The organism is Mycobacterium sp. Aquia_213, from assembly GCF_026625985.1.
GTDB lineage: Bacteria > Actinomycetota > Actinomycetes > Mycobacteriales > Mycobacteriaceae > Mycobacterium.
The window spans coordinates 4,605,692-4,618,644 of the sequence record NZ_CP113116.1; the positions used below are offsets into that span (position 1 = coordinate 4,605,692).

The following is a 12,953-nucleotide window of genomic DNA, read 5'->3' on the forward strand; positions in this document are numbered from 1 at the left end:
CACGCCACACGCACGACTCAAATGTAACCACGATCGCCGGTCGGCAGACACTTGATCGCCTCAGACGGCGACATCGCGCCCGCCCGCGGAGTCGGTCTGGAGGTACCGGCCGCCGGCCGGCGCCAGCCCGGCCAGCTCGGTCAGATCGGGCAGCTCGTCGGGGACCACGGTGACGCCCCTGCGCACGTAGTGGAACGCGGTCCGCACCGAGGACTCCGGGCATCCGGACAGCGCCGCCCACGCCAACCGGTAGACGGCCAGCTGGACCGCGGCCTGACGCATCGCCTCGGGCCCGCGCGGAGGTTCGCCCGTCTTCCAGTCCACCACCGTGACGCCGCCGTCAGGTTCGGCGAAGACCGCGTCGATGCGCCCGCGCACCACGGTGTCGCCGATCGGCATCTCGAACGGAACCTCGACGGCAATGGGGGTGCGCGCGGCCCACTGCGATCGGGTGAAGGCCGCCTGCAGCGCGGCCAATTCTTCGGCGCCGCCGAGATCGGAGTCCGCCGCACCCGGCAGGTCGCCGAGGTCGAACAGCCATTCGGTTCCGTAGAACTGTTGCACCCAGGAGTGAAAGGCATTGCCCAGCAATGCATGTGGATCGGGACGGGTCGGCAGGCGATGCACCAACCGCTGCACCGCACCCTCGGGATCGCGGGCCAGGTCCACCAGGCCGCTGACCGACAACTGGCTGGGCAGCGCGCGGGCAACCCGTCGTTCGGCGCGAGCGCGTTCGGCCAGTAACGCGTCGACATCGGCGGCCCAGCCGTCGACGTCGGCACAGTCTTCGGTCGGCGCCGCCATCGCCGCGGCCACCAGCGCCGCCCCGCGTTCGACGTCGGGACGGCGCCCGGCCAGCGGATCGGCGGGCCACACCGCTTCGATGACACTGTTGCGCAATGGGTTCCGTTCGCCGTCGGCGGGCGCGGGAGCCCACTGCTCCACCACCCCGCAGGGGTCACCGGCCGCGGCCGATCGGTCGATGACGTCTTTGAGTTCGCACAGGAAGTCCGACGGCCCACGCGGTTTGATCCCGGTCGAGCCCCACTGATGACCGGAGACAAGCAGCGTGTCCTCGGCCCGGGTGATCCCGACATACAACAGACGGCGCTCTTCGTCGACGCGCCGCTGTTCGAGCTGACGGCGATGATCGGAGATCTTGTCCGACAGCTGCTTTCGATTGGTGACGTCCGAAAGGTCCAGCACCGGGATGCCCAGTGCGCCCGCCGAAGCGCGATCCCCGCGCAGCAGCGGCGGCAGCTCGGCGGCGTCGGTGAGCCAGCTGCTGCGCGACGCGGTCGACGGGAATGTTCCGCCGGACAGGTGGGCAACCGCGACGACTTCCCACTCCAACCCTTTCGCGGAGTGCACGGTGAGCACCTGGACTCGATCCCGCGCAACCGTCAACGGCGCCAGCGCCAAGCCGTTTTCGACGACCTCGGCGGCGTCCAGGTAGGCCAGTAGTCCCAGGACCGACGCCGCGGCGGACCCGTCGGCCGCGCTGGTTCGTTCGGCGTATCCGGCAACCACGTCGGCGAACGCGTCGAGGTGTTCGGCGCCGGCCCAGCCGCCATGGCCCGCGGCGGCGCGGACTTCGCAGTCGACGCCCAGCACGCGCCGCACCTCGGCGACCAGGTCGGGCAGCGAATGACCCAGATGACCACGCAGGGTGCTCAGCTCGGCGGCCAGCGCGGTGATGCGTCGATGCCCCGCAACCGAATACGCGGCGGCCGGGCCGGGATCACCGATCGCGTCGGCCAGGCATGCGGTGTCGGTGTCGGGACCGGCCGCCATCGCGATCGACTGGGCCGAGGCCGAGTCGGCGGGGCGTCCCGCGCCAAGGAACGCCGCGCGCTGCCAGAGCGCGGCGATATCCCGGCCACCGAGTCGCCAGCGTGGCCCGGTCAGCACCCGCATCGCCGCCGCACCGGCCGTGGGGTCGGCGACCAGGCGCAGCATGGCGACCAGTTCGGCCACCTCCGGGATCGACAACAGACCGGCCAGCCCGACGACCTCGACCGGGATCCCGCGCGCGCGAAGCGCATCGGCGACCGGTGCGGCGTCGGCGTTGCGGCGCACCAGCACCGCGGCGGTCGGCGGGCTGACGCCGTCGGCGTGCGCCCGCCGGTAGTGCTCGTGCAGGTGGTCGGCAATCCACTCACGTTCGGCCTGCGCGTCAGGCAGCAGCGCGGCGCGAACGGTGCCGGGCGGGGCGTCCGGGCGCGACCGCAAGGCGTGCACGGCCACGGATCGGCGTCGCGCTTCGGCCGAAATGGCGTTGGCGATGTGCAGGGTGCTGGGCGGGTTGCGCCAACTGGTCCGCAGCTCCAGCACCGGCGCGGGAGTGCCGTCGGATTGCGGGAAGTCGGTGGTGAACCGGGGCAGATTGGTTGCCGAAGCGCCGCGCCAGCCGTAGATCGACTGAATCGGATCGCCGACGGCCGTGAGCGCCAACCCGTCGTCGATGCCGCCGCCGAACAGGGCCGACAACGCGACGCGCTGGGCATGGCCGGTGTCCTGGTACTCATCGAGCAGGACCACCCGGTAGCGGTTGCGCAAGTCCTCTCCGACTTGCGGGAAATTCGCGGCAAGCCTTGCCGCCGAGGCCATTTGCACGCCGAAGTCCATGACCTTCGCGGTGCGCATCCGCTCCTGCAACGCGTCGAGCAGCGGTACCAGCTCGGTGCGCTCGGTCTGAGCGGCCAGCAGCCGCAGTAGCCATTGGCTCGGTCCGCGGTCACGTTGGTAGGGGCCGGCGGGCAGGGCGTGGACCAACCGCTCCAACTCCAGGTGGGTGTCGCGCAGCTGGCCGGTGTCGACCAGATGCTCGGTCAGCTGGCCCCACAGTCGCAACACCATCGAGGTGACCGCCGCCGGCGTCTTTTCGGTGTTCAGCTGCCCGCCGTAGCCGTTGACCACGTCGAAGGCCAGCTGCCACAGCTCGGTCTCGCTGAGCAGCCGGGTTTCGGGTTCGATCGGCAACAGCAGCCCGTAGTCACGCAGCAGCGAGCCGGCGAACGCGTGATAGGTGCCGACCGCCGTGGCGCCCAGCGGTTCGAGGGCGGCGGGGAAGCCGATACCGGCCAGCCGGGCCAGCCGGGAGCGGACCCTGCGCAGCAGCTGTCCGGCGGCCTTGCGGGTGAACGTCAATCCCAGCACCTGACCGGGCTCGGCGTACCCGTTGGCGATCAGCCACACCACTCGCGCGGCCATCGTCTCCGTCTTGCCCGCGCCCGCCCCCGCGATCACGACGAGCGGACCCGGTGGCGCGGCGATGACGGCGGATTGCTCCGCGGTCGGCGGGAAAAGCCCTAATGCACAAGCTAATTCGTCCGGGCTGTAGCGCGGGGTCATAGCGCCGACCCTTCGACGTGGGCCGGGCAGGACGGACGGATCGGGCAGTGCGAGCAACCATCATTGCGCCGGGCGACGAATTGCGGACCGGCGGTCGCGTCGGCCGCGCGCGTGACGAGGTCGCGCCATTCGTCGCGGGCGGCCGGCGTCAGTGGATCCTGCTCTCGCACGGTGGCGCCCGCCGCCCCGCTCTTGCCGATGTAGACCAGCCGCGCGCCGCCGGGCTCGTCGCCTTCGGGAACCAGGCCTTCGGCCACCGCCAGCTGGTACATCGCCAGCTGAGCGTGCTGCTGGGCATCGTCCTTGCTGACCGGCGTCTTGCCGGTCTTGACGTCGACGATCACCAGCCGGCCGGCCCCATCGCGTTCCAGCCGGTCGACCCGGCCGCGCAGCCGGATTTCACCACCACCCGCACGCGGCGTGCCTAGGACTCCGTCGACGTCCACCTCGACGCCGACTTCCCTCAGCTCGCCCCGGGTCTGCGCTCGCCACTCGACGAACGCCTCGAGCATGGCTCGGTGCCGGGTCAGTTCGTTGGCCGAATGCCACCGGGCGTCGAAAGGCAGGTGCTCCCAGGCTCGTTCCAGCTCGGCCAGCAGTTGGGCTTCGGTTTTGCCCGGGTCGGCGATCAGCGCGTGCAGCACCGAGCCGATCATGGACCGCAGCTCTCGCGGGTTGGTTCCGCCGTGCCGCTCGGCCAGCCAGCGCAGCGGACAGTCGTTGAGGGTCTGCAACGTCGATGGCGTCAACGTGACCGGATCGTGGCCGTCGCTCAGTGGATCGCTGGTGCTGACCGCGGTCAGACCGTGCCAGCCGGACGGGTCGGCGCCGGGCACATCGGCGGCGGCCAACCGAGCCAATTGCGTTGCCGCGCAATGACGAGCGGCATCGTCAACCGCACCGCCCGGCGCGCAGACGACACCGCGCAACCGGCCGACCAGCGCCGCGATCGAGAGCACGCGCGGTGCCGAAACCGGCTGTGCTACCGGGATATTGGCGTCTGGATCGGCCCACTGCGCGACCTCGAAGAAGAACGGCGAGGGCAGCGCTGCTTCCCCGTCCGCCCCGCCACCATCGCTGTCAACGGCGGTCACCAGCAGTCGGCGCCGGGCGCGGCCCATCGCGGCCACCAGCAGTCTGCGTTCCTCGGCCAGCAGCGGCGCCCGCACCGAGGCGTCGGCGGAGACGCCGTCCATCACGTCGAGCAGTCGCTGCGTGGCCAGCACTCCGCCGCGCGGAACAGTGTTGGGCCACAACCCATCCTGCAGGCCGGCGATGACCACCACGTCCCATTCGTGCCCCAGCGCGGCGTGTGCGCTGAGCAGCTGGACCTGCTCGGCCGTCGACGCGGGCTCGGTCTTGACGCCCGGCAGCTGCAGCGCCGCGACGTGCTCGAGTAGACCGCGCAGTGACGCCCCGGGGGTGCGGGACACGTATTGGTCGGTGACGTCGAACAAACCGGTCACCGCCTCGAGGTCCCTGGTGGCCTGGGCTCCGGCGTAGCCGCCCCGCTCGCTGGCCGCCAACCAGCGGCGCTGCAGACCGGACCGATGCCACGCCGCCCAAAGCGTGTAGCGCGGGTCTTGACCGTCGCGGTGGCAGCGCGCGGCCGCGTCGAGGACCGCACGTACCCGCTGCAGCGGCCGAGACCCGGAAGCCGGCGCCCCGGCGCCCAGCGCGGCCACCACCAGGTCGCCGAAATTCCCTGCCACATCGGCGGGTTTGCCGCGCATCAGGGTGCGGCGCAGCTGCCGCAGCGAGACCGGGTCGACGCGACCGATAGGCCCGGTCAGCAGTGCCAGCGCCTGGTCGCCGTCGAGGCCCTCGGCGGTCGCGGCCAGCACCGTGAGCATCGCCCGCACCGCGGGCTCCTCGGTCAACGACCCGCTCACCGCGGCTGCGGCCACCGGCACCCCGGCGGCCGCCAGCGCTCGCGGCAACCGGGCCCCGGCGCGCGGCACCGACCGCACGATCACCGCCATCTGCGACCACGGCACGCTGTCGACGAGGTGCGCACGCCGCAGCGCGTCGGCGATCAGCGCGGCCTCGGCGTGTGCCGAGGCCGCCAGCCGCACGCTGACCGATCCCTCCTCGGCGCCGGTGCCGTCGATCTGGCGGCCGCCGCTGCTGCCGGGCAGGCGTCGCGCGATGCCGCTGACGGCGCGCGCCACCGCCGGCGCGCACCGATGCGACTCCGTCAACGTCACCGACGGGGTCTCGCCGTCAAGGAGTCCGGCCGGCTCGCCGCCGCGGAAGCCGAACACCGCCTGGTTGGGGTCGCCGGCGACAAGCGCCAGTTCCCTTCCGGCCGCCAGCACCCGGACCAGGCGGGCCGCCTGCGGGTCGAGTTGCTGGGCGTCGTCGATCAACAAGACCCGGATGCGGGCGCGCTCGGCGGCCAGCAGTTCGGCGTCTACCGCGAACGCCTCCAGGGCGGCGCCCACGAGTTCGGCGGCACCCAGCGCCGGCGTCGTCGCCTGCGGTGCCGCGGTCCCGACCGCCGCGCGCAGCAACATCACCTGCTCGTACTGCTGCGCGAAGCGGCCCGCCGCGGTCCAGTCCGGTCGCCGGCACCGACGACCCAGGCGCTGCAACTCCTGCGGGTCCACACCGCGTTCCGCGCAGCGCGCCAACAGGTTTCGTAGTTCGGTGGCGAATCCCGCGGTGCTCAGGGCGGGCCACAGCTGCGCCGGCCATCCGGAGGTGCCGGCGTCCTCGAGGTCACCGGCCAGCAGCTCGCGGATGATCGCGTCCTGTTCGGCGCTGGTGACCAGCCGCGGCGGTGCGTCCCCGGCCCGCTCGGCAGCCCGCCGCAACACCGCGTAGGCGTAGCTGTGCACGCTGCGCACCACCGGCTCGCGGATCGCCGACCGGCCCGCGCCGGTGGCGCGCAGCAATGCCATCGTCATCGCGCTGCGCTGCCGCATCCCGATCCGGCCCGAACCGGTAAGCAGCAGAACCGATTCCGGATCGACACCGGCGTCGACCTGAGCGACCGCGGCATCGACCAGCAGGCTGCTCTTCCCGGTGCCCGGGCCGCCCAGGATGCGGATCAGGCCGCGGGCACCGGGAGCTTGCACGGCGCTCGCCTCGGCACCCCAGGTCAACGACATACCGGCATGACATCACGAGGGTCTGACAAGTTGGTCCGGCTACGACCGGCGACGTCCCCCGGGCCTGGCATCATCGACGCGTGACCACCGACCTCCATGTGCACCGCTGCGGTCCGTCGGGCCCGGTGCAGATGCTCGCCCTGCACGGACTGACCGGTCACGGCCAGCGGTGGCAACAGTTGGGCGACTATCTGCCCGAAATCGCCATCGCCGCTCCTGATCTGCTCGGCCACGGCAGGTCGTCGTGGGCCGCGCCGTGGACCATCGACGCCAACGTCGCGGCGCTGGCCGCGCTGCTCGACGAGGTGGCGCAGGCCCCGGTGCTAGTCGTCGGGCACTCGTTCGGCGGAGGCCTGGCGATGAACCTGGCCGCGACCCGGCCGGACTTGGTGGCGGCGCTGCTGCTGCTCGACCCCGCGGTCGGCTTGGACGGCGGCTGGACGAGCCAGATTGCCGAGGCGATGTTTTCCTCGCCCGACTACCCGGATCCCGCGGAAGCCCGCATGGAAAAGGCAACCGGCTCTTGGTCGGACGTCGATGCGGGCGTGCTCGACGCCGAACTCGACGAGCATCTGATCCGGCTGCCCAGTGGAAGGTACGGCTGGCGGGTCAGCATGCCGGCGATGATGTCCTACTGGAGCGAATTGGCCCGTCCCACCGTGCTTCCGCCCGCGGGAACGCCGACGACGTTGGTGCGCGCGGCGTGGACGTCGCCGCCCTACGTCACCGAGCAACTCGTCACGAGTCTGCAGGAACGATTGGGATCCGATTTCGAGTTGCTGACCTACGAGTGCAACCACATGGTGCCCGGCGCGATGCCGACCGAGGTCGCCGCGCTGATCCGCAAGCAGCTGCAGGCCGGCTGACCGTGGCACCGGTGACCGAGGAGCAAGTCGAGCGGGTGCGGGCACTCGTCGCGGCCATCCCCTCCGGCCGCGTCTGTACCTACGGCGACATCGCCGCTGTCGCAGGGCTTTCCAGCCCGCGGATCGTCGGGTGGATCATGCGCACCGATTCCTCCGACCTGCCCTGGCACCGGGTGATCACCGCATCCGGACGCCCGGCCCGGCATCTGACGACGCGGCAACTGGAACTACTGCGCGCCGAAGGAGTTCTCTCCGTCGACGGCAGGGTCGCGCTCGGCGAGGTCCGCTACGAGTTTCCGCCGGACTAGAGCACCAGGCGGATCAGGGCCGCCGTGCGGGCCAGGCCCGGGAAGGCCTCGGCGGTCGACCGCGGATGCAGTGCATGCACCGCAAGCCGGAACATCAACGCGCGCAACAACATCTGCGGCCACTCCGGCAGGGCGTTCCAGCGTTCGATCAGTCCGTCGTCGGCCTCACCCCAGGACAGCGCGTCCACGACCACCACACCGGCAGCCCACGACGCGGGCCGCCAGTACGGCGTGATGTCGGTGATCCCCGGCGCGGCGGTGCCGACGAAAAGCACCGTCCCGTAGAGATCCCCGTGCACCAGCTGGTTGGGGCTCTTGGTCGGCTTACGCAGCGTGGCGAGCTGGCTGATCAGTTCGACCGAGCGATCGGCGTCGGCGCTGGGCGGAGCGGTCCGCGCGCCCGGCGGAATCGACTGCAGCGGTCGCTCTTCCCATGCGCTGCGGTCGGCGGCGATGAACACGTCGACGTCCGACCATGGCGTGGTCGGTCCCTGGGTCAGGAATCGGGGGCGCTCCAGTTTGCCGGTGGCCTCGTGCAGCCGCACCGCCGCCGAGACGACTTCGTCGTGGCGGGGCTCCGGCGTGCCGGCGACAAACGTGTCCGCTCGCCATCCCGAGACCACGTAGCGGCCGTCGGTCGAGCGGACCGGCCGGGCCAGCCGCACCCCGTCGACGAACAGCGTTTCCCGCACTCGCGCAGACCACGCCGCGCGCGCATGATCCGCCACGGTGGAGAGGACGACTTCGCCGCATCGCCAGCCGCCTTCCCAGCTGGCGCCCAGGGCGATGGGCTTGACGCCGGCCAAACCAAACGCCGAAAGCACGTGCTCCGGCGGTGGTTCGACGCTCACGGGGGTTAGCCTAGCCGGGCGACGATGCGGCCCCGCACGACGCGCTGATCGCGGTTAATACATCACCATGTCGGGCTGCATCTGCTGCGCCCACGCCACAATTCCGCCCTGCAAGTGGACGGCATCGGCAAAACCGGCCTTCTTCACCGCGGCCAGCGCCTCGGCCGAGCGCACGCCCGTCTTGCAATACAGCACGGCCTTGCGGTCGTGCGGCAGCTTTGCCAGACCCTCCCCGGAGCTGATCGACGACTGCGGGATCAGCTGGGCGCCGTCGATGTGGTTGATGTCCCACTCGACCGGCTCACGCACGTCGATCAGGGCCAGCTTCTTACCCGAGTCCAGCAACGCTCGCAGCTCCCGGGGGGTGATCGTCGACCCGGTGGCCGCCTGCGCCACGTCTTCGGAAACCGCGCCGCAGAATGCCTCGTAGTCGATCAGCTCGGTGATCCGCGGCGTGGCCGGGTCCTTGCGGATCTTGATCGTGCGATAGCTCATCTCCAGCGCGTCGTAGATCATCAGCCGGCCCAGCAGCGGTTCCCCGATTCCGGTGATCAGCTTGATCGCCTCGGTGCCCATCACCGACGCGATCGACGCGCAGATGATGCCCAGCACGCCTCCTTCGGCGCAGGACGGCACCATTCCGGGCGGCGGCGGCTCCGGGTAGAGATCGCGGTAGTTCAGACCACGCTCATTGCCGGCCTCATCGGCCGGGGCGTCTTCCCAGAACACCGAAACCTGGCCTTCGAAGCGGTAGATCGACCCCCAGATGTAGGGCTTACCGGCCAGCACGGCGGCATCGTTGACCAGGTACCGGGTGGCGAAGTTGTCGGTGCCGTCCATGATCAGGTCGTACTGCCCGAACAGGTCGACGGCGTTGCTCGCCTCCAGCCGGAACTCGTGGAGTCGCACCTCGACCAGCGGATTGATCGCGTGGATCGAGTCGCGCGCCGAGTGCGCCTTGGGCCGCCCGATGTCGGCGACGCCATGGATGATCTGGCGCTGCAGGTTGGACTCGTCGACCACGTCGAAGTCGATGATGCCGATCGTCCCGACGCCGGCCGCGGCCAGATACAGCAGCGCGGGTGCGCCAAGTCCGCCGGCGCCGATCACCAGCACCCGGGCGTTCTTCAGGCGCTTCTGCCCGTCGACGCCCAGGTCCGGAATGATCAGATGGCGGCTGTAACGCGCCACTTCGTCCCGACTCAACTCACCGGCGGGCTCGACCAGTGGCGGCAACGATGTGGACACCGAATATCTCCTCGGTCGACTTCACGACTCAACTGCTACTAGTCAACGCTTCGATCGCCGGCATCGCTTCCCCTTTTCGGAGCTAGGCGATCGGATACGGCCAGGGGTTGAAGCGGCAGGTCTTGCCGTCGGCCTTGACGTACTCGGGGTCGAACTTCGCGGCGTCGTCGTTGGACGTGGAGAACGTCTGTTGCATCATCACGGGCGCCAGTCCGCCCTGCTTGTCGCACGGTTCGTGGCGCACGTAGCCGATGGCGTGGCCGACCTCGTGGTCGATGACGTACTGCCGGTACGAGCCGACGTCTCCCTCGAACGGCACGGCGCCGCGCACCCAGCGCGCCTCGTTGATGAACACCCGCGCCTCCCGGCTCGGCCCAAATGCCGGGTTGTAGCAGGAAGTCTCCAGTCGGAATTCGTAGCCGCAGCCCTCGCGCACCGTCACCGGAGACACCAGCGAAATCCGGAAGTCGGGTTTCCCGTTGTCGATCCTGACGAACGCGAACTGCGGATTGTGCGTCCAGCCCTTGGGGTTGGCCAGCGTCTGATCGACCATCGTGGCGAATGCGTCCTCACCGCCGAACATCGCGGGGTCCAGACCGTTTTCGACCTCGACGGTGTACCGGAACACCTTGGCGGTGCCCTGACCGATCTGCGGCGTGGTGCCGGGCACGACACTCCAGGTCTTGTCGCCGGCTTCGGTGAACGGACCGCCGTCCGGCAGCGTCCCGGCCGGCAGATTGGCGTCGAAGGTGGCCAACCCGCGCGGCGGAGCATCGAGGATGGCCGTGCCCACCGCGCCGATGGCCGGGGGCCCTTGGATGGGCTTGCTCGCCGTCGGTTTGGGCGCGCCGACGCCGGTCACCGTCTGGTAGATGACCACCGCGGTCAACGCCACCAGAACGGGCAGCGCGTACGCACGCCAGCCGTAGGTGGAGATGAATCGGCCCAGCCACGTTTGTTTCCGCCACTGGCGGCCACGGTCGCGATCGGCCCGGGCCCGGCCGGTGCCCAGCGCCATCGGGTCTCGCAGGGCGCGAAGCGGTTCTCGCCACTCGTCACGCAGCACCGGCACTCGACCGGTGCCGTGCACAGGCGGCTCGGACGTCATTGCCCCAGGATGGCACAGCTGCGACCTTGGGTGTCCCTGGCGCGCCCTACGACACCGGTTCGGCCTGCGCTGACACCGGCGATCCCGGTCGCAGGTACACCATGGGTAGTAATGTCTGTGCGACGAGCGGCGCGCGGCTGGCCCGTCGATATCCGAAGGCCAGTCGCCACAATTCAAATGAGGAACAAGTGAGCGATCTCGCCAAGTCGGCGGCACGGCGTGCGGTCAGGTCGGCTGAGCGCGGTCGGCCGAGTGACGGCATAGCGGCCTCGAACCGACGGGGCAACCGGTTGCCGCGCGACGAGCGTCGCGGCCAACTGCTGATAGTGGCCAGCGATGTTTTCGTCGACCACGGCTACCACGCGGCCGGTATGGACGAGATCGCCGACCGGGCAGGCGTCAGCAAACCCGTTCTGTATCAACACTTCTCGAGCAAACTGGAGCTGTATCTGGCAGTGCTCGACCGACACGTCGAGAACCTGGTCTCGGGCGTGCAGAACGCACTGAGCACCACCACCGATAACCGGCAGCGGTTGCGCGCGGCGATCCAGGCGTTCTTCGACTTCATCGAGCACGACAGCCAGGGCTACCGGCTGATCTTCGAAAACGACTACGTCACCGAGCCCGAGGTCGCCACGCAGGTGCGGGCGGCCACCGAATCGTGCATCGACGCGGTTTTCGCGCTGATCAGCGCCGATTCCGGCCTGGATCCGCACCGCGCCCGGATGATCGCGGTGGGCCTGGTCGGCATCAGCGTCGACTGCGCCCGCTATTGGCTGGACTCCGACCGCCCGATCTCGAAGTCGGACGCCGTCGACGGCACCGTTGCGTTCGCGTGGGGCGGGCTGTCACACGTGCCGCTTACTCGCTCTTAGCGGCCTTCCCGCCGGCCTTCGCGCCGGCGTCGGCACCGATTCCGAAGCCGACCCGACGGGAGTCGGCGACACCGATCTCGACGTAGGCGATGCTGGACGTGTGGATCAGGAAGCGGCGGCCCTTCTCGTCGCTGAGGCTCAGCAGACCCGAGCCTTCACGCAGCGCGGCGCTCACGGCCTCCTCGACCTCCGCAGGCGTCTGCGTACTGGAGAAGACCAGCTCGCGCGGACTGTCCGTGATACCGACTTTGACCTCCACGATGGCCCCTTCCGTTTGATATTCCGTCGCAGGCGTGTCAGCAGCAGGTTAGTGGACGCGGCCGGTGCGCCCCGAGCAGAGGGGGACCACTGCGAGTTCGCGGTCAGCGAAACGCTTTCTAACGACAGGTAACGATTGGCTCCCAGCTGGATCAAGGTGGCGCTCGGCAGCCGTTCTTGCACTTTCACGTCAGTAACATCGGCATCATCAGAAACACGCTTGATGATCGCCCCGGCCTAGCTCGTGGCCTTGCACACGACTACCCCGAAGACGCGACTGACGACGGAGCCGAGTACGACGGCTACGACGATGACGAGTACGCCGACGACGACTACGACGACGAGTACGCGGACGAGGGCTACGGCGCCCTGCTCTGGCCCTCGAATGGCTGGCGTCCGGCGGTCGCGGTGCTCGGCGCGGTGGTGGCGATCGGCGCGATCGCGACCGCGGTGATCATCAACAGCGGCGACAGCGCATCGACGAAGGCCACCATCGGGCCACCGGCTCCGACGACCGTGACCTCCGCACCACGGACCACCAGCCCGCCGAGCGCGTCGCAGCGCCCGGTACCGAGCACCTCGCAAGCCCCCCAGCTACCGCCGGAAACCGTCACCACCCTGACCCCGCCGAGCGCTGCGCTGACAACTCCGCCGTTGGCCGTGCCGCCTCCCGCGGTCGTATCACCAAGGGCCACACTGAATCCGAGCACCATCTACTACAGCGTGACCGGGACGAAGTCGCTCCTGGACCTGGTGAACGTCGTCTACACCGACGCCCGTGGCTACCCGCAGACCGAGTTCAACGTATCGCTGCCCTGGACGAAGGTGGTCGTGCTGAATCCGGGCGTGACGACCCAGTCCGTCGTCGCGACCAGCATCGTGGGCCACGTCAACTGCGCGATCGTGAATGCCCAGGGCCAGGTCGAGGTGGCGTCGGCCAACAACTCGAACCTGGCGACCTGCACCAAGTAG

General features: G+C 69.9%; 10 protein-coding genes. 4 read left to right on the top strand and 6 right to left on the bottom strand.

Going from position 1 to position 12,953, the window contains the following annotated elements; translation table 11 throughout:
- Positions 1-60 precede the first annotated feature (60 nt).
- Together LMQ14_RS21315 and LMQ14_RS21320 are read right to left on the bottom strand one after the other, a co-directional pair.
- The gene (locus LMQ14_RS21315) at positions 61-3,354 is read right to left on the bottom strand and encodes an ATP-dependent helicase (RefSeq protein WP_267731535.1); all 3,294 of its coding nucleotides are present in this window, start codon (positions 3,352-3,354) and stop codon (positions 61-63) included.
- Complete coding sequence (locus LMQ14_RS21320; RefSeq protein ID WP_267731536.1) at positions 3,351-6,467, bottom strand: ATP-dependent helicase; 3,117 nt, start codon at positions 6,465-6,467, stop codon at positions 3,351-3,353. The genes LMQ14_RS21315 and LMQ14_RS21320 overlap by 4 nt, the downstream gene beginning before the upstream one ends.
- Before the next feature lie 80 nt (positions 6,468-6,547).
- On the opposite strand from LMQ14_RS21320, the gene LMQ14_RS21325 reads away from it, so the two are divergent.
- Entirely contained in the window at positions 6,548-7,333 is a 786-nt protein-coding gene (locus LMQ14_RS21325) for an alpha/beta fold hydrolase (RefSeq protein ID WP_267731537.1), read from the top strand.
- Positions 7,334-7,335: 2 nt separating this feature from the next.
- Positions 7,336-7,641, top strand: coding sequence for an MGMT family protein (locus LMQ14_RS21330; protein ID WP_267731538.1), 306 nt, complete (start codon positions 7,336-7,338; stop codon positions 7,639-7,641).
- Here the strand turns inward: LMQ14_RS21330 and LMQ14_RS21335 are convergent.
- The 3 genes from LMQ14_RS21335 to LMQ14_RS21345 all read right to left on the bottom strand — a co-directional run bounded on the left by LMQ14_RS21335 (position 7,638) and on the right by LMQ14_RS21345 (position 10,848).
- Positions 7,638-8,492 (bottom strand): TIGR02569 family protein, encoded by an 855-nt coding sequence (locus LMQ14_RS21335; RefSeq protein WP_267731539.1) that lies wholly within the window; start codon positions 8,490-8,492, stop codon positions 7,638-7,640. The two genes, LMQ14_RS21330 and LMQ14_RS21335, sit on opposite strands and share 4 nt — an antisense overlap.
- A 54-nt stretch (positions 8,493-8,546) precedes the next feature.
- Positions 8,547-9,740: an adenylyltransferase/sulfurtransferase MoeZ gene (gene moeZ / locus LMQ14_RS21340; protein WP_267731540.1), complete on the bottom strand. Its 1,194-nt coding sequence runs from the start codon at positions 9,738-9,740 to the stop codon at positions 8,547-8,549.
- A gap of 82 nt (positions 9,741-9,822) precedes the next feature.
- Positions 9,823-10,848: a DUF3152 domain-containing protein gene (locus tag LMQ14_RS21345; RefSeq protein WP_267731541.1), complete on the bottom strand. Its 1,026-nt coding sequence runs from the start codon at positions 10,846-10,848 to the stop codon at positions 9,823-9,825.
- Between the two features lie 188 nt (positions 10,849-11,036).
- On the opposite strand from LMQ14_RS21345, the gene LMQ14_RS21350 reads away from it, so the two are divergent.
- Positions 11,037-11,723, top strand: coding sequence for a TetR/AcrR family transcriptional regulator (locus LMQ14_RS21350; RefSeq protein ID WP_267731543.1), 687 nt, complete (start codon positions 11,037-11,039; stop codon positions 11,721-11,723).
- Here the strand turns inward: LMQ14_RS21350 and LMQ14_RS21355 are convergent.
- Positions 11,710-11,982 carry a DUF3107 domain-containing protein gene (locus tag LMQ14_RS21355; protein WP_267731544.1) on the bottom strand — a complete coding sequence of 91 codons (273 nt, stop codon included), beginning with the start codon at positions 11,980-11,982 and terminating at the stop codon, positions 11,710-11,712. The two genes, LMQ14_RS21350 and LMQ14_RS21355, sit on opposite strands and share 14 nt — an antisense overlap.
- A gap of 176 nt (positions 11,983-12,158) precedes the next feature.
- Here LMQ14_RS21355 and LMQ14_RS21360 point away from each other — a divergent pair, with 176 nt between their 5' ends.
- Positions 12,159-12,953, top strand: a complete 795-nt coding sequence (locus LMQ14_RS21360) for an MmpS family transport accessory protein (protein ID WP_267731545.1) — start codon at positions 12,159-12,161, stop codon at positions 12,951-12,953.